At 59.8% G+C, this 21,876-nt stretch carries 22 protein-coding genes; 8 read left to right on the top strand and 14 right to left on the bottom strand.

Going from position 1 to position 21,876, the window contains the following annotated elements; all coding sequences use genetic code 11:
- Positions 1 to 20 precede the first annotated feature (20 nt).
- Positions 21 to 719 (bottom strand): molecular chaperone, encoded by a 699-nt coding sequence (locus AD670_RS12600; protein WP_053132364.1) that lies wholly within the window; start codon positions 717 to 719, stop codon positions 21 to 23.
- Positions 720 to 784: 65 nt separating this feature from the next.
- Positions 785 to 1,357 (bottom strand): fimbrial protein, encoded by a 573-nt coding sequence (locus AD670_RS12605; RefSeq protein ID WP_053132366.1) that lies wholly within the window; start codon positions 1,355 to 1,357, stop codon positions 785 to 787.
- 437 nt (positions 1,358 to 1,794) lie between these two features.
- Between AD670_RS12605 and mqo the strand changes: the two genes are divergently transcribed.
- Positions 1,795 to 3,441, top strand: a complete 1,647-nt coding sequence (gene mqo, locus AD670_RS12610; protein ID WP_053132370.1) for a malate dehydrogenase (quinone) — start codon at positions 1,795 to 1,797, stop codon at positions 3,439 to 3,441.
- A gap of 87 nt (positions 3,442 to 3,528) precedes the next feature.
- On the opposite strand, the gene AD670_RS12615 is transcribed toward mqo, so the two are convergent.
- Complete coding sequence (locus AD670_RS12615) at positions 3,529 to 4,194, bottom strand: NADPH-dependent F420 reductase (RefSeq protein ID WP_053132374.1); 666 nt, start codon at positions 4,192 to 4,194, stop codon at positions 3,529 to 3,531.
- 100 nt (positions 4,195 to 4,294) lie between these two features.
- Between AD670_RS12615 and AD670_RS12620 the strand changes: the two genes are divergently transcribed.
- Both AD670_RS12620 and AD670_RS12625 read left to right on the top strand, forming a co-directional pair.
- Positions 4,295 to 5,191 (top strand): LysR family transcriptional regulator, encoded by an 897-nt coding sequence (locus AD670_RS12620; protein WP_053132377.1) that lies wholly within the window; start codon positions 4,295 to 4,297, stop codon positions 5,189 to 5,191.
- Between the two features lie 131 nt (positions 5,192 to 5,322).
- On the top strand, positions 5,323 to 5,652 hold the full coding sequence (locus tag AD670_RS12625) for a YXWGXW repeat-containing protein (RefSeq protein WP_053132380.1): 330 nt from the start codon (positions 5,323 to 5,325) through the stop codon (positions 5,650 to 5,652).
- A 7-nt stretch (positions 5,653 to 5,659) separates the two neighbouring features.
- On the opposite strand, the gene AD670_RS12630 is transcribed toward AD670_RS12625, so the two are convergent.
- The 5 genes from AD670_RS12630 to AD670_RS12650 all read right to left on the bottom strand — a co-directional run bounded on the left by AD670_RS12630 (position 5,660) and on the right by AD670_RS12650 (position 9,306).
- Positions 5,660 to 6,031: a hypothetical protein gene (locus AD670_RS12630; RefSeq protein ID WP_053132382.1), complete on the bottom strand. Its 372-nt coding sequence runs from the start codon at positions 6,029 to 6,031 to the stop codon at positions 5,660 to 5,662.
- A 71-nt stretch (positions 6,032 to 6,102) separates the two neighbouring features.
- Positions 6,103 to 6,498: a PIN domain-containing protein gene (locus AD670_RS12635; protein ID WP_053132385.1), complete on the bottom strand. Its 396-nt coding sequence runs from the start codon at positions 6,496 to 6,498 to the stop codon at positions 6,103 to 6,105.
- Positions 6,495 to 6,752 carry an AbrB/MazE/SpoVT family DNA-binding domain-containing protein gene (locus tag AD670_RS12640; protein WP_082340966.1) on the bottom strand — a complete coding sequence of 86 codons (258 nt, stop codon included), beginning with the start codon at positions 6,750 to 6,752 and terminating at the stop codon, positions 6,495 to 6,497. The genes AD670_RS12635 and AD670_RS12640 overlap by 4 nt, the downstream gene beginning before the upstream one ends.
- Positions 6,753 to 6,959: 207 nt before the next feature.
- Positions 6,960 to 8,333, bottom strand: coding sequence for a nucleotide 5'-monophosphate nucleosidase PpnN (gene ppnN / locus AD670_RS12645; RefSeq protein WP_053132389.1), 1,374 nt, complete (start codon positions 8,331 to 8,333; stop codon positions 6,960 to 6,962).
- A gap of 148 nt (positions 8,334 to 8,481) precedes the next feature.
- On the bottom strand, positions 8,482 to 9,306 hold the full coding sequence (locus tag AD670_RS12650; protein ID WP_053132392.1) for an aspartyl/asparaginyl beta-hydroxylase domain-containing protein: 825 nt from the start codon (positions 9,304 to 9,306) through the stop codon (positions 8,482 to 8,484).
- Positions 9,307 to 9,615: 309 nt separating this feature from the next.
- Between AD670_RS12650 and fabV the strand changes: the two genes are divergently transcribed.
- Positions 9,616 to 10,812, top strand: a complete 1,197-nt coding sequence (gene fabV / locus AD670_RS12655; RefSeq protein ID WP_053132395.1) for an enoyl-ACP reductase FabV — start codon at positions 9,616 to 9,618, stop codon at positions 10,810 to 10,812.
- A gap of 62 nt (positions 10,813 to 10,874) precedes the next feature.
- Here fabV and AD670_RS12660 read toward each other — a convergent pair whose 3' ends face one another.
- Complete coding sequence (locus AD670_RS12660; RefSeq protein WP_082340962.1) at positions 10,875 to 12,044, bottom strand: anthrax toxin-like adenylyl cyclase domain-containing protein; 1,170 nt, start codon at positions 12,042 to 12,044, stop codon at positions 10,875 to 10,877.
- 303 nt (positions 12,045 to 12,347) lie between these two features.
- Between AD670_RS12660 and AD670_RS12665 the strand changes: the two genes are divergently transcribed.
- The gene (locus AD670_RS12665) at positions 12,348 to 12,971 is read left to right on the top strand and encodes an HAD family phosphatase (RefSeq protein WP_053132398.1); all 624 of its coding nucleotides are present in this window, start codon (positions 12,348 to 12,350) and stop codon (positions 12,969 to 12,971) included.
- On the opposite strand, the gene AD670_RS12670 is transcribed toward AD670_RS12665, so the two are convergent.
- Positions 12,968 to 13,873 carry a LysR family transcriptional regulator gene (locus AD670_RS12670; protein ID WP_053132400.1) on the bottom strand — a complete coding sequence of 302 codons (906 nt, stop codon included), beginning with the start codon at positions 13,871 to 13,873 and terminating at the stop codon, positions 12,968 to 12,970. The two genes, AD670_RS12665 and AD670_RS12670, sit on opposite strands and share 4 nt — an antisense overlap.
- Before the next feature lie 104 nt (positions 13,874 to 13,977).
- Between AD670_RS12670 and AD670_RS12675 the strand changes: the two genes are divergently transcribed.
- Entirely contained in the window at positions 13,978 to 15,147 is a 1,170-nt protein-coding gene (locus tag AD670_RS12675; RefSeq protein WP_053132403.1) for an aspartate aminotransferase family protein, read from the top strand.
- On the opposite strand, the gene punR is transcribed toward AD670_RS12675, so the two are convergent.
- Positions 15,136 to 16,056, bottom strand: a complete 921-nt coding sequence (gene punR / locus AD670_RS12680; RefSeq protein WP_053132406.1) for a DNA-binding transcriptional activator PunR — start codon at positions 16,054 to 16,056, stop codon at positions 15,136 to 15,138. The genes AD670_RS12675 and punR overlap by 12 nt on opposite strands.
- A gap of 122 nt (positions 16,057 to 16,178) precedes the next feature.
- Here punR and punC point away from each other — a divergent pair, with 122 nt between their 5' ends.
- Positions 16,179 to 17,363 (top strand): purine nucleoside transporter PunC, encoded by a 1,185-nt coding sequence (punC, locus tag AD670_RS12685; protein ID WP_053132410.1) that lies wholly within the window; start codon positions 16,179 to 16,181, stop codon positions 17,361 to 17,363.
- Here the strand turns inward: punC and AD670_RS12690 are convergent.
- Positions 17,360 to 18,193: a nucleoside-binding protein gene (locus AD670_RS12690; protein WP_053132413.1), complete on the bottom strand. Its 834-nt coding sequence runs from the start codon at positions 18,191 to 18,193 to the stop codon at positions 17,360 to 17,362. The two genes, punC and AD670_RS12690, sit on opposite strands and share 4 nt — an antisense overlap.
- Positions 18,194 to 18,352: 159 nt before the next feature.
- On the opposite strand from AD670_RS12690, the gene AD670_RS12695 reads away from it, so the two are divergent.
- Positions 18,353 to 19,855, top strand: a complete 1,503-nt coding sequence (locus AD670_RS12695; RefSeq protein WP_053132416.1) for a nucleobase:cation symporter-2 family protein — start codon at positions 18,353 to 18,355, stop codon at positions 19,853 to 19,855.
- A gap of 53 nt (positions 19,856 to 19,908) precedes the next feature.
- Here AD670_RS12695 and AD670_RS12700 read toward each other — a convergent pair whose 3' ends face one another.
- Positions 19,909 to 20,841, bottom strand: coding sequence for a proline iminopeptidase-family hydrolase (locus AD670_RS12700; protein WP_053132419.1), 933 nt, complete (start codon positions 20,839 to 20,841; stop codon positions 19,909 to 19,911).
- Positions 20,842 to 20,933: 92 nt separating this feature from the next.
- A complete protein-coding gene (locus tag AD670_RS12705) occupies positions 20,934 to 21,698 on the bottom strand; it encodes a LuxR family transcriptional regulator (RefSeq protein ID WP_053132422.1) in 765 nt (254 codons plus the stop codon).
- Positions 21,699 to 21,876 lie beyond the last annotated feature (178 nt).

Raw genomic sequence — 21,876 nt, forward strand, 5'->3', positions numbered from 1 at the left:
TGAAGAGGTAGGCGCGGGTGTCAGTGAATGCGGATTACGGCGGCGTCCACGGTGCTGCCGTAGTCATCGATGTAGCTGAGCGACACGTCATCACCCGCTTTGGCCTGGATCGGCAGGTCGCGCTGTTCGCCCGGGCGCAGCACATCCGGTGCCTGGGTGATCGGCAGACCGTTGAGCTTCAGCTCGCTGACTACCACGTGGAGCTTGGAGGCATTGTTGAACTGCAAGGCGCCCGCGTTGGCCTTCCAGGTCACCTGCGCCACCGCGTCCTTGAGCGACCCCTTAACGCCGGCCGGGCGGTAGAACAGCTTGATGGTGGTCTTGAGCGCGATCTGCAATACATTCTTGCCTTTCTGCTCGTCGCTCATGGCCGGGATCGCCTTGACGTTCATCAGGAACAGGCTTTCGCGGTCCTGGGGCACATCGGCGCCACCGGTGAAGATGATGCGCAGGATGTTTTCCTTGTTGGCATCGAGCCTGAACAGGGGTGGGGTGACGATAAAGCTATCGACGCTTTCATCGTTGCCGCTGCCGAAACGGCTCACCCAGGACTGCACCAGGTAGGGCGAGGTGTCTTCGCGATTGCTCACGGTCAGGTTGGCTTCGTTGGACGCGCCGTCGTAGATCAGCCGCGTGGCGCCGACAGTGACGGCGGCATTCGCTGGCGCGCTATGCCAGAGCGGCAACAGGGCGAGGAAAAAGTACAGTTTCAAACGCATGACAGGGGACCTTTGGAATCCATGGGCCAGCGCACAGGCGCGTGGCCCACGGTGTTGACGAGCAATTACTTGTAGGTGACGTCGAAGCTGGCCAGCGCGTGCACCTGACCGGTACCGATACCGGACGTGGTCACGGCAGCGTCGCCTTCGCCGGTTGTCACGTCGGCAACGGTGCGAACGTAGGCGGCGGTGAAGTCGAAGGTGTTGGACTGTGGGCGCAGGTCGTAATCGGCGGTTGGCTCATTCAGCGCCAGCTTGTTACCGGTACGGGCGTCGGCGATCTGGATGGCGATGCCGCGCACCTGGTTTTCACCGGTCAGGCCCAGCAGCGTGGAGTCACTGGCGTCTTGTTGGCCGCTGAACGTGATCGCCGCGTTTTTGCGGGTGGCGGTGCTGCAGTTGTCCAGGCTGATGGAGAAAGCTTTGGCTTTGGCGGTGGAGCCCACGGTCGGCGCAAAGTCAGCGATACGTACAGGGTCCAGGGTCACGGACTTGTTCACGTCACCGGTGGTGATGGTGCAGGCGTTATCGGTCACGGAACCGGTGAATTCGATCTGCCCATCCGCCGCCTGTGCAGTCCCGGTCAGAAACCAGCAAGCGCCGCACGCGAGGGTGAGTTGGCTCAGTTTGTTCAGCATTGCAATGCCTCGTTAGAGAGATGGAAGGTTGTGTGCTCATCCCGTGGGGGAGCCAATCCATAGTGCATTGCGGCGATTTAGAGGCACATGAGACAGATCTTAAAAACTGGCGAACTGATGGCCGTCCGACTGGCGAGTCCATATCCGGCGCCGGGCATGATATTCTGCGCGCCATCTTGGTCTGGTCTCTCTCTGGTACGTACATCCGTATACGTCCCGGTGGGTCGCTGTCGCCCAGGTAGCTGAAGCCAATAATGATAAGAAGTCAGCGCAGAAGGGACATAAAAGTGAGGTCGATACGTCGGCCTTGTGTGCCCACCCTGCGGTCCCCGAGTGAATGTGCAAACCCCGCGGTGCGTTGCCTGGCGCAGCGTGATTGAGGGTTGCCCATGACCAGGGGCGGTGGGGCGGATGGCGTTTTATCATAGGTGCTACTGATGTTTAAAAAAGTAAACACTGCCCTGCTGGGGCTGGCTTTGTCGCTGGGGATCACGTCCGTTCACGCGGAAGAGGCAAAGAAAGTCGATGTGCTGCTGATCGGCGGCGGCATCATGAGTGCAACCCTGGGTGTCTGGCTTAACGAGCTGGAGCCGGGTTGGTCGATGGAAATGGTCGAGCGCCTCGACGGCGTCGCCGAAGAAAGCTCCAACGGCTGGAACAACGCCGGTACCGGTCACTCGGCCCTGGCTGAGCTGAACTACACCCCGGAAAACAAGGACGGTGTGGTTGAGATCCCGAAAGCGGTCGAAATCAACGAAGCCTTCCAGATTTCCCGTCAGTTCTGGTCCTGGCAGGTCCGCCAGGGCGTGCTGAAGAACCCACGTTCGTTCATCAACACCACACCGCACATGAGCTTCGTGTGGGGCGATGACAACATCAAGTTCCTCAAGAAGCGCTACGAAGCCTTGAAAGCGAGCCCACTGTTCGCTGGCATGCAGTACTCCGAAGATCCGGCGCAGATCGCCAAGTGGGTTCCGCTGATGATGGAAGGGCGTGACCCGAACCAGAAAATCGCGGCCACCTGGAGCCCGCTGGGGACCGACATGAACTTCGGCGAGATCACCCGCCAGTTCGTCGCTCACCTGCAAACCACACCTAAGTTCGACCTGAAACTGTCGAGCGAAGTGCAGGACATCACCAAGAACGCCGACGGTTCGTGGCGTGTCAGCTACAAAAACCTGAAAGACGGCACCAAGACTGAAACCGACGCCAAGTTCGTGTTCATCGGCGCTGGCGGCGGTGCACTGCACCTGCTGCAAAAGTCGGGCATTCCTGAAGCCAAGGAATACGCTGGCTTCCCGGTGGGCGGCTCGTTCCTGGTGACCGATAACCCAACCGTCGCCGAGCAGCACCTGGCCAAGGCTTACGGTAAGGCTTCGGTTGGCGCGCCACCGATGTCGGTTCCGCACCTGGACACCCGCGTGCTGGATGGCAAACGCGTGATTCTGTTTGGCCCATTCGCGACCTTCTCGACCAAGTTCCTGAAAGAAGGCTCGTACCTGGACCTGCTGACCAGCACCACCACTCACAACATCTGGCCAATGACCAAAGTCGGTATTCGTGAATACCCACTGGTCGAGTACCTCGCCGGCCAACTGATGCTGTCGGATGACGACCGCTTCAAGGCGCTGCAGGAGTACTTCCCGAACGCCAAGCAATCCGACTGGCGCCTGTGGCAAGCCGGTCAGCGCGTGCAGATCATCAAGCGTGACGAAGAGCAGGGCGGCGTCCTGAAACTCGGTACCGAAGTGGTCAGCTCCGCCGACAACACCATTGCAGGCCTGTTGGGTGCATCGCCAGGCGCTTCCACTGCGGCTCCGATCATGCTGACCGTGCTGCAGAAAGTGTTCAAGGACAAGGTTGCGACCCCTGAGTGGCAGGCAAAACTGCACCAGATCGTACCGAGCTACGGCACCAAGCTGAACGACAGTCCTGAGGCTGTTGCCAAGGAATGGGCCTACACCGCCAATATCCTGCAACTGCCTACACCGCCTGCGATTCCACAACAGGCTGCTCCTACCGCCACCGAGGCTGCCAAGCCTGCGGCTGAGCCGAGCAAGCCGGCGTCTGATCTGGCGCTGTAAACCGCTGGGGAGGTCCTGGGTCAGGACCTTGCCGGTAACAAAAAGCCCGCTGAACCGGTAACGGTCAGCGGGCTTTTTTGTGCGTGTCTAACGGCGGGTCCGTTCGACAGGCGGTAGTTCAACCGTACGCTCGGCGGCGGCCAGCGCTGCCTTCAAGCCATCCTGGTCCAGCGGGACACAATAGGCCGGCTTGCCGCGTTCCAGCCGCCAGCTGTCATCCAGGCTGCCGGCATCCACGGCGTCGAACCCCAGTTCGTCGAGTAGCGTGATGACGCGTGCCTTCGCTGCGGCGTCATCCGCTGCCACCGGCAACGCCCGGCGGTCGGGGGCACCGTGGGGGCGGGCATCCTGCGTCAGGTCGGGAGCGAAGATCGCGTTGAACACTTTGACTACATGTGAATGGGGCAAATGCTCGGCGAGCAACCGGCTGGTGGTGGTTTCGAAGCGATCCAGTACCGGTATATGGCCGTCGCGGTTCGGGTAGTAATTATTCGCGTCCATCACGGTCTTGCCCTCCAGCCATTGCGTCGGGACGCTGCGGTAATGCTCCAGGGGAATCGCCACGAGCACCACATCGCCGAATTTGGCGGCGTCGTCGGCACTGCCCACCTGCACGCCGAGTATGCCGCTCACGACGCTGCTCATGGTGTGGGGGCCACGGGAGTTGCTCAACATCACTTCATGCCCGGCCGCCAGTGCCAGTTGGGCCACGGCGCGCCCGATAAAGCCTGCTCCAATAACACCAATCTTCATGGTCTTGCTCCAATGCATGGGGGGGAGCGGTTATGATGATTGGCAACCAATTGGCGATAAATCGTCGTTTTGGTGTGGATGTTGTTACTGGGAGTAGGGAATGATGGATCGCCTGTCGAGCATGAATGCCTTTGTGATGGCTGCTGAGTTGGGCTCGTACGCGAGGGCTGCCGAGCGCTTGGGGATGTCGCCGCAGATGGTGGCCAAACATGTCACCGCGCTGGAGCAGCGCCTGGGCGCTCGCTTGCTTAACCGCACCACACGCAGGCAAAGCCTGACGGAGTTGGGGAGCGCGTACTACAAGCGTTGCAAACATATCCTGGTAGAAGCCGAGGCTGCTGATTCACTGGCGCAGATCATGAACGACACGCCGCGCGGCAAGCTGAAAATCACCGCGCCCGTCACCTTCGGCTCCTACAGCCTGATGCCGTTGATTACCGGGTTCCTGCGCGACAACCCGGATGTGGAAATCGACCTGCACCTGACCGACCGTTTCGTGGACCTGGTGGAGGAGGGCTATGAAGCCGCTTTTCGTATCGGCCCCCTGGCGATCACCGGCCTGACAGCCAGGCCACTGGCACTTTACCGCCTGGTGGTCTGCGCTTCGCCGGAGTACCTGGCGGCACGCGGTACCCCACAGGTCCCGGCGGACCTTGAGCGTCATGAATGCCTCGGCTACGCCTTCTGGTCGCGGCCGGCGGATCGCGAGTGGGTGTTCTACCAGGCTTCGACGCCTTATAAGGTGCAAGTTGCCAGTCGCTTGCAGATCAATGAAAGCAGGGCCTTGATGTCCGCCGCGCTGGATGGTTTTGGCATCGTGCTCGGTCCGGAAGACTTCTTGCGCCGGGCATTGGCCAGGGGCGAATTGGTGAGAGTGCTGCCGGACTTTGAAGCCCCGAGCCGGCCGATGCACCTTGTCTACACGGCGAACCGCCAGCGTACGGCCAAGCTGAGACGCTTCGTCGAAGCGGTGTTGGGACGCTTCGGTCACCCTTGATGCGTGCTGCTTCAGCAATCCGACAGACACAACCTGTTAAAAAAGTACCCAGGCCTGAGCAGGAGCACGGCTGAAACACGGGGGCATTTTTACCGGTGCAGGTGTTGGGCGATAACGCCCGAGGGGGTTGTATGTTGTTACGTTACGCGGCATTAGCGGCAGTTGTGGTCGCGGCGTCTGGGTGTGTGCAGGAGCGCGTGGTGCATGAGCGCCGGCCTGTACAACGTGAATATGTCGAGGTGGTCGCGCCACAACCGCCGCCGGCCCAGGTCATCGAAGTCGAGCCTGCCGTACGTGAAGGTTACATATGGTCACGTGGTTACTGGCGCTGGGAGGGCGGGCGCTACGTTGCCGTACACGGCCATTGGGAGCCGGTGCGCGAAGGCTATCGTTATGTGCATCCGCATTGGGTGCAGCGCAATGATGGTTACCACTGGCAGGTGGGTGGCTGGGTTCGTTGAACCCCGACTAGGACGGCTTCTTTGTACCCAGGAGCCGTACTTCCCGCAGCAGCGCGGCACCGAGTTGATCGGTGCCCAGTTCCTTGTATCCCACGGCCTTGACCTCTCCGTTCTCTTCGGCCTGGATGATGATCACCGGTGTCTCTTTGCCGCTGGCTTCGTCGATGTGAAAAGCGTATTGGGGAATATCCACCTTGATCGGCGTACCGGCGGCCTTGCCTTGCACATTGATCAGGAACGCTGCGCAGCCGTTGTCCACATCCACACTGGTGGCAGAACGCCCGCTGACGAAGCAGCTCTTTGGCAGGTCGGGCCAGATGATCTCGGCCAGGGCGAGGGACGGCGTCAGGGCCAGGGCAGCAAGAAGAAGCGTGCGCACGTGGGGCGTTCTCTCGATTAGGGATTGACGCGATTTTTACCAAAGCCTGCCCCTTGCCGCAATGTTGCCGCTCAGCCCAGACGCTTCATACCCGCTGCCTTGGCCGCACCGAGGTCAAAGGTAGCGGTGTATTCGCACCCGGCGGCGTGGGCGCAGCGCTCTATCAGGCAATCGGCAAAATCGGCGTTGTTGGCCGTGAACCGTCGAAGCGCCTGCCAGATGACCTCGGCATGTTCGACGGTCAATTCACGGGTGCGCAGCAGTGTTTCCAGAACGACGACAATGTCATTTTTGGCACATTGGTAGCAGCTCTGTAATACCCATACCAGCTCCACCACGGACACCAGGCTGACAAACCCTGGCGAAAGCGTGGTGAGGGATTCGATCAATTCGCAGGCCTTGGGGGATTGAACGGGATCATCCTGGGTGACGTAGCGCACCAGCACATTGGTATCCAGCCCGATCATCCAGCCTTGGCTCCCTGTGCTGCGATGGCGCGGTTCATGTCGTCAATGGACACGGCCCTGGCAGGCTTCCGGATCAGCCCCTTGAGATCATGGACAGTCTTGCTCGCTGCAATGATGGAAAACTTGCCATCTTCCGTTTCGACGAACTCGACGCGGTCGCCTGTTTCCAGGCCAAGTGCGGTCCTGACTTGGACGGGGATGGTGATTTGCCCTTTTGAGGTAAGTGTGGCGGTCGCCATGGTAAAGATCTCCAACATGATGCTCCTTACCTTAGGGTAAGGAATGGTGGAGGACAATATCCGTTGGTCCATAGGTCGCTCTTCAGGTGGAGGATGAGTCGGGGTCATGAAAACCTAGTCTGAACTCAGCCCTCCCGCACGCTTAACCATGCTGCAAAGAAATACAAACTATGACCGACCGCCAGTAAAGCCTGGCGGCTGTAAGCAAATTACCTGACGAGATCACTGTACTACGCGATAACACGGCACATACGCCGCGCCACCCGGCAACTTCATGCGATGCTGGGCAACGAACGCCTGCAACAGCTCATCCAGTGGCTTCATGATGGCCGGGTCGCCGTGGATCTCGTACGGGCCGTGTTCTTCGATCAGGCGAATGCCCTTGTCCTTGACGTTACCCGCCACGATCCCCGAGAACGCACGGCGCAGGTTGGCCGCCAGTTCATGGGGGGGCAGTGCGTGGCTCAGTTGCAGGCTGGCCATGTTGTCGTGGGTCGGGTCGAACGGGCGCTGGAAGCCTTCGTCGATCTTGAGCAGCCAGTTGAAGTGGAACGCGTCGTTGCGCTCGCGGCGGAACTGTTTCACCGCCTTGAGGCCGGCAGTCATCTGGCGGGCCACTTCGGCCGGGTCGTCGATGATGATCTGGTAGTGCGCCTGCGCGGCTTCGCCGAGGGTGGCGCCGACGAAGGCGTGCAGTTGTTGCAGGTACGGTGCGGCTTGTTTCGGCCCGGTGAGAATGACCGGGAAGGGCACGTCGCGGTTGTCCGGGTGCATCAGGATGCCCAGCAGGTATAGGAACTCTTCGGCCGTGCCGGCGCCGCCGGGGAAGATGATGATGCCGTGGCCGACACGCACGAAGGCTTCCAGGCGCTTTTCGATGTCCGGCAGGATCACCAGTTCGTTGACGATCGGGTTCGGCGCCTCGGCGGCGATGATGCCCGGCTCGGTCAGGCCCAGGTAGCGGCCGCCGGTGATGCGTTGCTTGGCGTGGGAAATGGTCGCGCCCTTCATCGGGCCTTTCATCACGCCCGGACCGCAACCGGTGCACACGTCGAGGCTGCGCAGGCCGAGTTCGTGGCCGACTTTCTTGGTGTATTTGTATTCTTCGGTATTAATCGAGTGCCCGCCCCAGCACACCACGATCTTCGGCTCGACACCCGGGCGCAGCGTGCGGGCGTTGCGCAGCAGGTGGAACACGTAGTCGGTGATGCCCTGGGAGTTGCTCAGGTCGATGCGCTGGCTGTCCAGCTCGTTCTCGGTGTAGACGATGTCGCGCAGGGCGCTGAACAGCATCTCACGGGTACTGGCGATCATTTCGCCATCCACGAACGCGTCGGCGGGCGCGTTCAGCAGTTCCAGGCGCACGCCACGGTCCTGCTGGTGGATGCGCACTTCAAAGTCTTTGTAGGCGTCGAGGATGGTCTTGGCGTTATCGATATGCGCGCCGGTGTTGAGGATCGCCAGGGCACATTGGCGGAACAGGGTGTAAATGCTGCCGGTACCGGCTTCGCTCAGTTGCTGGACTTCACGCTGGGACAGGGTTTCGAGGCTGCCCTTGGGGCTGACGGAGGCGTTGATGACTTGGCGTTGGGGCATTCTGATTCCTTGAAAGCACAGCCACCGCGCTGCTCAGGAGGCGATGGCTTGAGAAGGGTGGGCGCCGAATTCGGTCGCACGAGACGGATATTTACCTCAGGCGCAAGGCTGAGTGCAAACACCGCCCACCACCATCATGCCGCAGAACTTACTCAATCAGCTTCCAGTTTTTGTAGAAAACCCGACGCAGGGTAAAGACCAGCCCGGCAAAACCCGCGATCACGGCGTTAAGCACGGACGGCAGCGGCGTCGGCCTCACGATATCGATAAACAGGCAGTAGCGCTTGGCATCGTTCTTGTTGAAGGACGCGTGCATCAGCGTGTCATCAAAGATAAACAGCGGGTCGTCATGCCAGTAATGCTTGTGCTTGCCGACCTGGATGTACACGCCGTCGTGATGGGGCGCCGGGGCCATGTTGTAGAGCACGCGGAACATCATGCGCAGCGGGCCGAAGTGAAAGGACGTCGAGCGGTTTTCGTTGAATACCGACACGCCGATGGTCTTCACGAATGGCAGCTTTTTGCGCAGCTCAGGAATATCCAGGGTGGTTTCGATCGGCCGTCCGTACCATTGGAAAAACAACATGCCGCGTTTTTTCTCGGCCATGCGCACATCCAGGTAGCCGATGATTTCTTCCTTGTGGGCCATGGCATCGTCGATGACCTGTTGCAGGTCTTCGCGCCAGGCGGGTGGCAGGTCGCGCATCGTATAGATGTGGCGATTGCGCGAGCTCAACAGGTCGAACAGCGTGTTGAACGGCGCCAGCAGCCAGGTGTTGCGGCCACTGCCGATAAAGTATTTGCTCAGGGTCGGCCGGTCATACAGACCGTTACGCAGGAAGTCGTAGACGCCGCACACCCCTACCAGGCAGAGGAACACCAGCGTGGTTTCGGGGAACACATCGATTATCAGCAGTACGCCGAGCACCCAGGCGACCGATAACGCTTTCTTGCGCAAAGCAGACTTGTTCATGCACTCAGCTCCAGAAGGATGCCATTCGACAGGTCCGGATCCCTGGCTGCGAGTGGTGGGGTTTTGAAATATATAGAAACAACTCCGTCATAATAAGGCGTTCGCCGCCGAATAGGCGTTTTAAATACGGTGAAATCGTGAAGGCTCTACACGCTCGTCAACCCTGGCCGGGCGTGTGTGGATTGGATTTTGTAAACAGAAGATTTGCGACTATCGTGACGCTTCGGTTTTTCGGACGTCATAGACCGGTACGATTGAAGTTGAATGGCCACCACTGGCCTTCGGCACCTTGGAAGAGGCAGAAATTTTATGATCATCAAACCGCGGGTTCGTGGCTTTATCTGTGTGACCGCTCACCCTGTTGGCTGTGAAGCGAACGTCAAGGAACAGATCGACTACGTAACTGAGCACGGCGCCATTGCAGACGGCCCGAAGAAGGTGCTGGTCCTCGGCGCTTCCACCGGCTACGGCCTGGCCGCGCGCATCAGTGCAGCGTTTGGCTGCGGCGCCGACACCCTGGGCGTGTTTTTTGAGAAAGAAGGCGAAGAAGGCAAGCTGAGCTCCGCCGGCTGGTACAACAGCGCCGCGTTCGAGAAGTTTGCCGTCGAAAAAGGCCTGTACGCCAAGAGCATCAATGGCGACGCGTTCTCCGATGAGATCAAGCGGCTGACCATCGAAACCATCAAGAAAGACCTGGGCAAGATCGACCTGGTGGTCTACAGCCTGGCCGCGCCACGCCGTACCGATCCCAAGACCGGTGAAGTCTACAACTCCACCCTCAAGCCAATCGGCAAGGCCGTGACCCTGCGCGGTATCAATACCGACAAAGGCGTTGTGGTCGACACCACCCTCGAGCCTGCCACCCAGGAAGAAATCGACGGCACCGTGAATGTCATGGGGGGCGCCGACTGGCAGCTGTGGATCGATGCCCTGCGTGATGCGGACGTACTGGCCGAAGGCGCCAAGACCACCGCGTTCACCTACCTCGGCGAGAAGCTGACCCAGGATATCTACTGGAACGGTTCCATCGGCGAAGCCAAGAAAGACCTGGACAAGAAAGTCCTGACCCTGCGCGACAACCTCGCAGCACTCAAGGGTGATGCCCGCGTATCGGTGCTCAAGGCAGTGGTCACCCAGGCCAGCTCCGCGATCCCGATCATGCCGCTGTACTTGTCGTTGCTGTTCAAAGTGATGAAAGAGCAGGGTACCCACGAAGGCTGCATCGAGCAGGTCTACGGCCTGTTCAAGGACAGCCTGTACGGCAGCGAACCGAAGCTCGACGCCGACGGCCGCCTGCGTGCCGACCTGGCCGAACTGGAACCCAAGGTCCAGGACGCCGTGGCGGCCTTGTGGAACCAGGTCACTGACGAGAACGTCAACGAAATCAGCGATTTCGCCGGCTACAAGGCTGAGTTCCTGCGCTTGTTCGGCTTTGAAGTCGATGGCGTGGACTACGACGCTGACGTCAATCCGACCGTGAAGATCAATGGCTTGATCCAAGCGTAAGTGATGTGACTGATAGCGGCCTGATCATCGGGTTATCAGGCCGCTGTCTTCCCTGTCATGATTCAAGCAAGACTATTTTTTGCCAGAGTGAAGGCGGACCGCCTCACGTTGGTCACTTCTTTTTCCCACAAGGGATTCAACGGTACGTGATAACCGCAGTCCTTGGCGGTCTTGATGAGTTCTGCCATTTCCCTGTGGTCGTGGATGATGCTGATTTGATCGAATTGACCCAGTTTTGCCGGTAGGAAAAACGTCGCTGGGTAATTGGCGGCCACTTCCGTAGCCGGGCTGCCCGAGTCTGCATTGTGATGAACCACTCTCTCTCCCTCGCCGACCAATTTTTTATTGATCAGCCCTATCATCTGCTCTATCCGTGGTGTTGCGTTGCCAAGGTGGGCATCCTCTTTCCGGTAGAAGTGGGCGGGTCTGTCAAAGTCTGCGCGTAGCGCCTCAGGAACTTGCTTATAGCGTTCAACTCGACCCTTGAAGACACTGTGGGCTACGTCCGGTATGGGGAGTTTGTCCTGGGGGCCGAAGTCGCTGATGTGGGGCGCGATCAGGTGCAGGTCGTAATCGGCGGTCAACGGTTTGCCTTCTGCATGCTTGGCCAGCACTTCAAGGGGCTTGGCCTGATGGGTGATGAAGTAGCTGTCGCTTGAAGGTGACGTGCGATGGCCTTCAAATGTATAGGTTTGTTGACTGGGCCCGCGGGCGCTTAATTGCAATGTTCCGTCAGCGCCTTGAACGGCCAGTTGGGTTATGTGGCCGAGCTTGACCAATACATCAAGGCGTTGGCTCGACAGCTTCAGGGGAGTTGCAACTGCATGGCCTTCTTGGATGCACACCTGGATTTGCTCATTGGCCTTGGTCACTTTGGCCGGTGTTTTTTCGGCAACTTGTTCAAGTTTGCTGAACGCCTGGTCTATACAGATCAACCCTGCCTGAGGGCCCCAGTTGGCGCTCTTCCCTTTGATATGGAAGTCCTTGGTGGGGTGCCCGGCTTCTATAAGGCCTGTTGCGACGGTTTCGACCGGGCGTATGCCTATGATGGAATTGGTGGTCATTGCGATGTCTTGCAAGGCGGCAAGATGGCTTGGCACGATACCTGTTTCGTCCTTGACCCGGTCGACCAGCACGTCTGTGGGAATTTTTGCGCCCTGGGCAATATAGTTTTGCAGCGCAGCAAGGCTGTATGCGGAAGGGGAGGTCACTGAAGAGGTCATGCTGTTCATTGAAGTTCTCCAAGTCATATCAACAGCGAAGTTCGTTGATTCCCTCCAGACGCTGGCTCCCTGAGTTGTACGCCCGAGATTAAAGTGAGGGCGCCTTCAAAGGGGAAGAACAAATGTGACTATCAATGTGAGATAGAATCCGCGCATTAAAGCTAAAGGCCCGTATTAGCAAGGGAAGCGGCTGTTTCCCCGCGCACGCCTTGTTTGAATCCAAGAAAGATCCTACTCGTGCTTACTTGCTGCTAAGGGCCGGATACATGCCAAACTGTCCTGACTCTGGCGTTGCACCAACGGGAGGAACCCATGACGATCCGCGCAGTAGTGTTTGACTTTGGCGGTGTACTGTTCGACTGGAACCCGCAGCACCTGTACCGCAAGCTGATTGCCGACGATCAAGAGCGGCAGTGGTTCCTCGATAACATCTGTACCCAGGCCTGGAACACCGAGCAGGATGCGGGGCGGCCGCTGGCCGAAGCCACGCAAAGCCTGATCGATCAATACCCCCACCATGAACCCTTGATCGCGGCCTACTACGACCGCTGGCACGAAATGCTGCGTGGCGCTTTGCCCGAAGGCGTGGCGATTCTCAACGCGCTGCATCAGGCCGACATGCCACTGTTTGGGCTCACAAACTGGTCGGCGGAGACCTTTCCCTATGCGCTTGCCAATTACCCCTTCCTGCGGAAATTTCGCAACATCGTGGTGTCGGGCGAGTTGAAGTTGATCAAGCCCGACGCGGCGATCTACCACGCCAGCCTCAGCCAGATCCGGGTGTACCTGCCGGATATCCGGCCGGGGGAAGTGGTGTTTATCGATGATGTCGCCGGCAACGTCGAAGCGGCCATCGCCCTCGGCTGGCAAGGCATTCACCATGTGTCTGCCGAGCAGACGGCTGCGCGATTGCGCGAGTTGGGCGTGGGCTTCTAGCGCGCCCACTTTTCCATGGCGAAATCCACAAAGGCGCGCAGCTTCGGCAAGCGATAACGATCCTGGCCGTACAGCAAATGCATGGGCCGGCTGGGCAGTTGATAGGTGGTCAGCAAGGCCACCAGCTTGCCGGTTTGCAGGTCCGGCTGCACCAGGGCATCCGGCAGCATGACGATCCCCATGCCTTGCACGGCTGCCTGGCGCAAGGCCTGGGAGCTATTGATAGTCAGCGAGCCGGACACCGGAATTTCCACTTCGCCTTCTGCACCGCTCATGCGCCACAGCTTGTCGGCGTTGCGCCAGTCGTCGGTCGACGGATAGGCGAACGCCAGGCAGTCGTGCCGTTGCAGATCCTCGGGCGTTTGTGGCGTACCGCGTCGGGCCAGGTAATCCGGTGAGGCGCACAGGGTGATGGTGTAGTCCTGCATCGGTCGGGCGATCAGGCTTGAGGCTTCCAGTTCGCCCAGGCGGATAGCCACGTCAAAGCCGCTGTCGACCATGTCCACGCGCTGGTTGCTGAGCACCACGTACAGCTTGATCAGCGGGTAGCGTTGGGAAAACTCGCTCAAGGCCGGCGCCAGGCGTTCGGTGCCAAAGGCGGGTGGGGCGGTGATGCGCAGGGTGCCTTTGGGGATGTCACTGTGGGCCTGTTCGGCCCATTGCTCGGAGTCGGCCACCAGCCCCAGCACTTCCAGGCAGCGCTGGTAATACTGGCCGCCGAACTCCGTCAGGCTTTGCTTGCGGGTGGTGCGCTTGAGCAGGCTGACGCCCAGGCGCTGTTCGAGGGCGCGCAAGTGGTTGCCGACCATGGTGGTCGACATCCCGCAGGCTTGGGCTGCGGCGGTCATGCTGCCGGTCTCGACTACTTTTACGTACACCGACATCGCCTGGAATAAATCCATTATCAAGTCCTGATTTAAAGTCATTGCAGGAAAGTGCAGTTTATCCAGCTCTGGTGGCTAACGATACTTCAACCCATCACAACGATGCACTGGAGCCCGCCACTATGACCGCCGCCTGCCTGATGACCACCTATCAACCCTTGGCCTTGAGTTTTACCCGTGGCCTCGGCACACGCCTGTGGGATCAGCAGGGGCGCGAATACCTGGACGCGGTGGCGGGCGTGGCGGTGACCAATGTCGGGCATTCCCACCCGAAACTGGTGGCGGCGATCAGCGAGCAGGCTGGCCTGTTGTTGCATACTTCCAACCTCTACAGCATCGACTGGCAGCAACGCCTCGCCCAGCGCCTGACCCAGCTGTCCGGCCTGGACCGTGCCTTCTTCAACAATTCCGGCGCCGAAGCCAACGAGACGGCGCTGAAACTGGCGCGGTTGCATGGTTGGAAAAAAGGCATCGAGGAACCGTTGGTGGTGGTGATGGAGAATGCCTTTCACGGCCGCACGCTGGGCACCATGGCGGCGAGCGATGGCCCCTCGGTGCGCTTGGGGTTTCAACGCTTGCCGGGGGATTTTCTCAAGGTCAGGTTTGGTGATCTGGCGGCGATCGAGGCAATCACCCAAACGTTCGGCACGCGAATCGCGGCAGTTTTGCTGGAGCCCATCCAGGGCGAAAGTGGCGTACTGCCAGCGCCACCGGGTTATCTGCAAGCCCTGCGCGATCACTGCACACGCCATGGTTGGTTGATGATGCTGGATGAAATCCAGACCGGCATCGGCCGTACCGGCGCGTGGTTTGCCTTCCAGCATGAAGGCATCGTTCCCGATGTCATGACCCTGGCCAAAGGCCTTGGCAACGGCGTGCCCATCGGCGCCTGCCTGGCCCGTGCTGCGGTAGCCCAGTTGTTCACACCCGGCAGCCATGGCAGTACCTTCGGCGGCAACCCGCTGGCATGCCGGGTGGGCTGCACCGTGTTGGACATTATCGAAGAACAAGGCTTGTTGCAGAACGCTGCGCAACAGGGCGAACGCTTGCTGGCGCGGTTACGCATGGAGTTGGAAGAGCACCCGCAGGTGCTGGCGATTCGCGGGCAGGGCCTGATGATCGGTATTGAGTTGGCCAGCCCCTATCGCGATCTGGCCCAGCGCGCCGCCCAGGAACATGGGCTGCTGATCAACGTGACGCGGGGTAGGGTCATTCGCCTGTTGCCGCCGCTGACCCTGGAGACCAAGGAGGTCGAGATGATCGTGCGGGCCATCACTCGGCTATTGAGCTAGGTCTTTTCCGTTGAGCCACTCCTGGTTCATGGTTTCGGTATCCCCCAGGTATTCCAATAACCACGCCATGGCCGGCGACAGTTTGTTCTGTGCCCAGGCCACGCATGAGGGGCTGGCGGGGAAGGGGCGCGTCAGTTGCAGTGCCACCAATTCACCGCGTTCGATCCACGGCAATACCTGATGCGCCGGTGCCATGCCGACGCACAGGCCATCGCGCAGGCAATCGATGGCGGAGGCCCAGTTCGGCACCACCAGGCGCCGCTGGTTATCCAGGGTCCAGGTGTCGCGCTTGGGCAGGTTGCGCGAGGTGTCGGTCATGCACAGCGAGGCGAAGGGGCGCAGTTGGTCGTCATTGAGTAACCCTTCCACCGCCGCCAACGGGTGCCGGGCGCTGACCACGCACAGCCAATTCAATAAGCCCATGTCGCGAAAGGTGAAGTGACTGGCCACCGGCACGGCGCTGGTGGCACCGATGACTATATCGGTGCGCTCATCTGCCAAGGCATCCCACACACCGTTGTACACCTCGTATTCCAGCAGCAATTCCACTTCGGGAAACTGCCGATAGAAATCCAGCACCAACTGACGGCAGCGTTGGGGTTTGACGATGGAGTCCACGGCCACCTTCAACTGACCGCTCCAACCGTTCGCCACCTGCTGGCACAGGCGCCGTGTGCCGAGCATCTTTTTCATCACGCTGCGGGCTTCGTCTATAAATAGGCGACCAGCCGGGGTGAGCTCCACGTCGCGATGCCGACGCACAAACAGCGGCACCGCCAGCCACTCTTCGAGCTGGCGCACCGTATAGCTGACGGCCGACGGCACGCGGTGCAGTTCCTGGGCGGCGGCGCTGAAGCTGCCATGACGCGCTACCGCATCGACGACATCCAGGGAGTATTCGGACCACATGAGGGTTGCCTTCAAAATTATTGATAACAGTCGCCAATTATTATCGCTTCACACAGAAACTGTCAGCTTCATAATGGGCGGCAGTCAGCAAATAGTTTGATGGCAAGATTAACAAGGCTTCAATGAAAAATTCTTTTGGTTTCACTTGGTATCTGGCGGGGCTGAGCATGCTCGGTTATCTCGCCATGGACATGTATTTACCGGCGTTCGGCGCCATGGGCGAGCAGCTGCAGATTGGCGCGGGTGCGGTGGGCGCCAGCTTGAGTATCTTTCTCGCCGGTTTTGCCGTGGGGCAGTTGCTGTGGGGGCCGTTGTCCGACCGTCTGGGACGCAAGCCAATCCTGCTCGCAGGCTTGAGCCTGTTTGTCGTGGGGTGCGCGGGGATGTTTTGGGTCGAGACCGCGCCGCAGTTGCTGGCCTTGCGCTTTATGCAGGCGATTGGCGTGTGTTCCGCCGCTGTGAGCTGGCAGGCGCTGGTGATCGACCGCTACCCGGCCGATAAGGCCCACCGTGTGTTCGCCAGCATCATGCCGTTGATGTCGTTATCGCCGGCGCTGGCGCCGCTGCTGGGCGCGATGGTGCTCAACCACTTCGGTTGGCAAGCCATCTTCGGCGTATTGCTGGGCGTGTCGTTGCTGTTGTTGTTGCCGACGTTGTTCCTGCGCTCCGTGCCGAAACCTCAGACGCGGGAAGGCCAATCTTCGCGCCTTGGCTATTGGCAATTGCTCACCTCCCGGGTGTTTACCGGCAACGTGATGATCTTCGCCGCCTGCTCGGCCAGTTTCTTCGCCTGGCTGACCGCTTCGCCCTTCATCCTGGGCGACATGGGCTATAGCCCGAATGACATCGGCCTGAGCTACGTGCTGCCGACATTGGCGTTTCTGGTGGGGGGCTACAGTTGTCGCAGCGCCCTGCAGCGTTTCCAGGGCAAGACGCTGTTGCCGTGGTTACTGCTGGCCTATTGCATCAGCATGGTGGCGTTGTACCTGGTCGCGACCTTGAGCGTGCCGACGCTCACCACCTTGCTGATTCCGTTCTGCCTGATGGCATTGGTCAACGGCGCCAGTTACCCGATTGTGGTGGCGAATGCGCTGATGCCGTTTGCAGAAAATTCCGGCAAGGCGGCGGCACTGCAAAACACCCTGCAATTGGGCCTGTGCTTTCTCTGCAGCCTGCTGGTGTCATCGATGATCGAGCAGCCGTTGCTGATCACCGTGATCGTGATGCTGGCAACCGCGCCCTTGGCCGTGTTGGGCTATTGGCTGGCGCGGCGCAAGGCAGACGATTCGGAACTGGCCGCTGCCTAGAACGTCACTTCCACGTTCACCGTCGGCGTTGACGTGCGGCTGCCCCGGCCGCCGTCCACGCCGAACTTGTTATGCCAGTACTCGTAACCCACGCCGAGGTACAGGTTCGGCTTCACGCCCTTGCCCGGTCGCACCGCGACCATCAGCGCGCTGCGCATCAAGGCTTCCGGTGCCGTGTCACGGCCATGGTAGTCCTCGCCTTTTTCCCCGACGTAATTGATAAACCCCTGGAATTTCGCCGCATGGTTGCCGATCTCGAAAGGGCGCATCCACGTCAGGTTGAGCATGTAGGTGTCGTCAAACGTGTGGTTCGACTCGTGTGCGCCGGGGATCCCGGTGTGGTTGCGTTCCTTGTAGTACATCAGGCTCAGGTCCAGCACGCCCACGCTGTTTAACTTCAAGGTAGGGCCGATCACCAATGCGCGTTTTTTCGCCGAAGCGAAATTGTTGTTGCGGTTGGCATCAAAGCCCAGGGTCAGTGCGTAATCCTTGATCAGCCCGGTGCCCAGCGGCACATCCAGCACCCGTGACGCATACAGTTGATGCCGGTACACCGCGTACACCTCACTGCCGCCGTGGTCCGTGCCCTTGCGTGGGTCGCGGCTGTCGGAGAGGAACACATCCAGGTTGAGGAAGTTGCTGCCATATCGGTGGCCGCTGGCGTGGGTAAAGCTGTAGATGCGCTTGCTGAATTCGTCGGGGTTATTCGGATTGGTGAACTGCTGGCCGTAGCGAAAACCGACGCTGTTGTTCATCCATTCCACCGCGACGGCCTCCCCGCCGCCGAGGAGGGTAAGTGCGACGGTTGCTCCCTGTAATGCCTTTTTCATTGTTTTAGCTTCCTGTGGCGTCCTGGCTCATCACGGCCGAATTGTTTTTGTAACGCCGATGGAGGGTATCTTGTTCGATTGATTGTATACAACTCTATGGACATCCAGTCTAAAGATTGCATACAGTGACTGCACAACAAAAACAGAGACCCCCTCACCATGACTATCCCGAAGGCGTCACCGCAGCGGCCAGAAGATGAGAATCTCGGCGTCGCCGCCAACATGGCTTACGGCCTGCAGCATGTGCTCACCATGTACGGCGGCATTGTCGCGGTACCCTTGATCGTCGGCCAGGCGGCCGGGATGTCACCGGCAGATATCGGCCTGTTGATCGCCGCGTCGTTGTTTGCCGGTGGCCTCGCCACCCTGTTGCAAACCCTTGGCCTGCCGTTCTTTGGCTGTCAGTTGCCGCTGGTGCAGGGGGTGTCGTTTGCCGGTGTGGCAACCATGGTGGCGATTGTCGGCAGCGATGGCGCCGGTGGGGTGCCAGCGATTCTCGGAGCGGTGATGGCCGCTTCGTTAATCGGGCTGCTGATCACACCGGTGTTCTCGCGGATCACCCAGTTTTTCCCGCCGTTGGTGACCGGTATTGTGATCACCACCATCGGCCTGACCCTGATGCCCGTGGCAGCGCGCTGGGCCATGGGCGGTAACAGCCGCGCGGCGGATTTCGGCAGCATGCCCAATATCGGCCTCGCGGCGTTGACCCTGGTGCTGGTGCTGCTATTGAGCAAGATCGGCAGCGCGAGTATCTCGCGCCTGTCGATCCTGCTGGCGATGGTGATCGGCACGGTGATTGCGGTGTTCCTCGGTATGGCGGACTTTTCCGGCGTCACCCAAGGACCCATGTTCGGTTTCCCTGCGCCATTCCATTTCGGCATGCCAACTTTCCACATTGCGGCGATCATTTCCATGTGCATCGTGGTGATGGTGACCCTGGTGGAAACCTCAGCCGACATCCTGGCGGTGGGCGAAATCATCGACACCAAGGTCGACTCCAAGCGCCTGGGCAACGGCCTGCGCGCCGATATGCTGTCGAGCATGTTCGCGCCGATCTTCGGTTCGTTCACCCAGAGTGCCTTCGCCCAGAACGTTGGCCTGGTGGCGGTGACCGGGGTGAAGAGTCGCTTTGTGGTGGCAACGGGTGGGGTGTTCCTGGTGATCCTCGGCTTGCTGCCATTCATGGGGCGGGTGATTGCGGCGGTGCCGACGTCGGTGTTGGGCGGTGCCGGGATTGTGCTGTTTGGCACCGTGGCGGCCAGTGGTATTCGCACCTTGTCCAAGGTGGACTACCGCAACAACATGAACCTGATCATCGTCGCCACCTCCATCGGTTTTGGCATGATCCCGATTGCTGCGCCGAGTTTCTACGACCAATTCCCCGGCTGGTTCGCAACCATTTTTCACTCGGGTATCAGTTCGTCCGCGATCATGGCGATCCTGTTGAACCTGGCGTTCAACCATTTCACCGCGGGTAATTCGGACCAGCAATCGGTGTTTGTGGCGGGGACTGAGCGCAGTTTGTGTTTCCACGACGTAGCGGCGTTGCGTGATGGGGACTATTTCAGGGGTGGCAAGTTGTTTGATGCCGAGGGCAAGGAAATTCCATTGGTGGCGGAGGTGCCAAGGAAAGCTGCGCACGCTGAAACCACAGAGGTCTAAAAATGCGGGAGGGGCGGTGCGAATCGTCGCACCGCCCCTCCCACATTTGGAACTCAACCGGCCTTGCGGACGGGGTGCGGCACAGAACACGCCTCATCCAGAAACTTCACCACGGTGCCCATGCACGCCTGGCGCTCTTCGACGTGGGGCATGTGGCTGGAGTCTTCAAACAGCGCCCAGCGTACGTCCGCGATCTCATCCAGGAACGGCTTGACCACCAGTGGCGTGGCCTCATCATGCCGGCCGGAGATCACCAGGGTCGGCACCTTGATCGCCGACAGGCGGCCAATGGATTTCCAGTCCTTCAGGCTGCCGATCACGTGGAACTCGGTCGGGCCGCTCATGGCGTGGTACACCGTGGGGTCCGAGTCGACCTGGGCGAAGGTACGCGCCACTTCTTCCGGCCACGGGTTAACGCGGCACACGTGCTGGTCATAGAACACCCGCGAGGCGGCGAGGTATTCCGGGTCGTTATACGTGCCGGCGGCTTCATGTTTGAGCAGGGTTTCATGCACGCCTTGGGGCAGCAGTTTGCGCAGGCGGTTGGCCTCGCTGACCCAGGTGCGCATGCAGGTCGGCGAGTTCGCCGGGATAAACGCGCGCAGGCCTTTGGGTTGCAGGATCGCGTGTTCACTGCCGAGCATGCCGCCCCAGGACTGGCCGAGGATCGCGTAGTTTTGGCTGATCTGCAGGTGATCCAGCAGGTTATCCAGTTCTTTAAGGAACAGATCGACGGTCCAGAAGGACGGGTCTTTCTCAGGCAAGTGCGTGGAGCGGCCATTGCCCAGTTGGTCATAGTGGATGACGGCATGGCCGCTGGCCGCGACATCCTTGAAGGCGTCGACATAATCATGGGTGCAGCCGGGGCCTCCGTGGATGATCACCAGCGGCGTACGACCGCTTGCCAGGTCGCCAGTGACGCGGTACCAGGTCTGGTAGTCGCCAAACGCGGCATACCCTTCGCGGATTTTTTCGATGAAGTCCATTTCGTACCCTGCTTTGAAAAAAGGATCAGGGACACGATAGTCTGCGCGCGAAATTTAGGTAACTAGCAAAACAGCTAGGTTTTGCCGGGGGATCAGTCGTCCAGCAGGCGGTAATGGGTGGCGCGGACCACCGCTTGTACGCGGTTCTTGGCGCCCAGTTTGTGCATCGCCGAAGCCAGGTGCAGGGTGACAACTGCCAGTGAACGGCTCAATTGTGTGGCGATTTCGGCCGCAGTCAGGCCGTCGGCGGCCCATTTGAGGCATTCGCGTTCACGTTTGGTCAGGTGAATGTGCGGGTAGGTGCGCAGCTCCTTGCTGAATAGCGGGTAGGCCGCTTCCTGCAATGCATGGGAAATCAGGCTGAAGTCCGACAAGGTCTGCTGCGCATCCGGCAATACGGTGTGAGCTTTGCCGATTCGCAGGCCCGTCAGCGAAGCGAAACCGCCCCGGGGCAGGTGGATCGGTACGCTGACGCCACAGGTCAGTTGCTGGTCGTGCAGGTAGGACGACACGGGGGCGTGGCACGGGTCGATGATTTTTTGCAGGGGAGTGTTGGCCTTGGCTTCGTAGGACCAGACAAACGGTGACACCGTGCTCAGGGACAGGTGTTGCACCGGGTCTATCTGGTAAAACCCCTCGCTGCACCACAAGGCATGCCAATCGGGCGGCGTGTTGCGCAGTTCCAGCACCGAAGGGGTGATCAATGCGCCATCCTGGTCCATCGGCACCGGGGTGTAGTCGTACACCAGTGCATCGAAGCCCAACTGCTGGGCGAGGATGAATGTGTTGTCCATCTGCTCATCCAGGCTCCTGCCCGGCATCAGACGTTGATTGAAGGCAGTCAGCTTGGTCAGCATCCGTTCTGCTCCCGAATTCATTTGAATCTCGACTTGCTGCAAGTAGAATGCCACGCCCCGGCGAAGGACTGCCAGGCCAAACCTATAAGAAATACTAGGTTATGGACGCACGGCATCCTCGGTAGTGTTGGCCTGATAAGCGGCCGCTACCCGCCAGGCCGATACAACACAAGGAATG

The sequence above is a fragment of the Pseudomonas sp. MIACH genome (genome assembly GCF_001269925.1).
Lineage (GTDB): Bacteria > Pseudomonadota > Gammaproteobacteria > Pseudomonadales > Pseudomonadaceae > Aquipseudomonas.

Coding starts and splice junctions, on each gene's coding strand:
- AD670_RS12695 (WP_053132416.1), top strand. CDS start 18,353: ATGACTATCCCGAAGGCGTCACCGCAGCGGCCAGAAGATGAGAATCTC.
- AD670_RS12615 (WP_053132374.1), bottom strand. CDS start 4,194: ATGAAGATTGGTGTTATTGGAGCAGGCTTTATCGGGCGCGCCGTGGCC.
- ppnN (WP_053132389.1), bottom strand. CDS start 8,333: ATGCCCCAACGCCAAGTCATCAACGCCTCCGTCAGCCCCAAGGGCAGC.
- AD670_RS12605 (WP_053132366.1), bottom strand. CDS start 1,357: ATGCTGAACAAACTGAGCCAACTCACCCTCGCGTGCGGCGCTTGCTGG.
- AD670_RS12625 (WP_053132380.1), top strand. CDS start 5,323: ATGTTGTTACGTTACGCGGCATTAGCGGCAGTTGTGGTCGCGGCGTCT.
- AD670_RS12635 (WP_053132385.1), bottom strand. CDS start 6,498: ATGATCGGGCTGGATACCAATGTGCTGGTGCGCTACGTCACCCAGGAT.
- AD670_RS12600 (WP_053132364.1), bottom strand. CDS start 719: ATGCGTTTGAAACTGTACTTTTTCCTCGCCCTGTTGCCGCTCTGGCAT.
- AD670_RS12665 (WP_053132398.1), top strand. CDS start 12,348: ATGACGATCCGCGCAGTAGTGTTTGACTTTGGCGGTGTACTGTTCGAC.
- punR (WP_053132406.1), bottom strand. CDS start 16,056: ATGTGGTCCGAATACTCCCTGGATGTCGTCGATGCGGTAGCGCGTCAT.
- AD670_RS12650 (WP_053132392.1), bottom strand. CDS start 9,306: ATGAACAAGTCTGCTTTGCGCAAGAAAGCGTTATCGGTCGCCTGGGTG.
- AD670_RS12620 (WP_053132377.1), top strand. CDS start 4,295: ATGATGGATCGCCTGTCGAGCATGAATGCCTTTGTGATGGCTGCTGAG.
- mqo (WP_053132370.1), top strand. CDS start 1,795: ATGTTTAAAAAAGTAAACACTGCCCTGCTGGGGCTGGCTTTGTCGCTG.
- AD670_RS12690 (WP_053132413.1), bottom strand. CDS start 18,193: ATGAAAAAGGCATTACAGGGAGCAACCGTCGCACTTACCCTCCTCGGC.
- punC (WP_053132410.1), top strand. CDS start 16,179: ATGAAAAATTCTTTTGGTTTCACTTGGTATCTGGCGGGGCTGAGCATG.
- AD670_RS12660 (WP_082340962.1), bottom strand. CDS start 12,044: ATGAACAGCATGACCTCTTCAGTGACCTCCCCTTCCGCATACAGCCTT.
- AD670_RS12675 (WP_053132403.1), top strand. CDS start 13,978: ATGACCGCCGCCTGCCTGATGACCACCTATCAACCCTTGGCCTTGAGT.
- fabV (WP_053132395.1), top strand. CDS start 9,616: ATGATCATCAAACCGCGGGTTCGTGGCTTTATCTGTGTGACCGCTCAC.
- AD670_RS12670 (WP_053132400.1), bottom strand. CDS start 13,873: ATGGATTTATTCCAGGCGATGTCGGTGTACGTAAAAGTAGTCGAGACC.
- AD670_RS12700 (WP_053132419.1), bottom strand. CDS start 20,841: ATGGACTTCATCGAAAAAATCCGCGAAGGGTATGCCGCGTTTGGCGAC.
- AD670_RS12705 (WP_053132422.1), bottom strand. CDS start 21,698: ATGCTGACCAAGCTGACTGCCTTCAATCAACGTCTGATGCCGGGCAGG.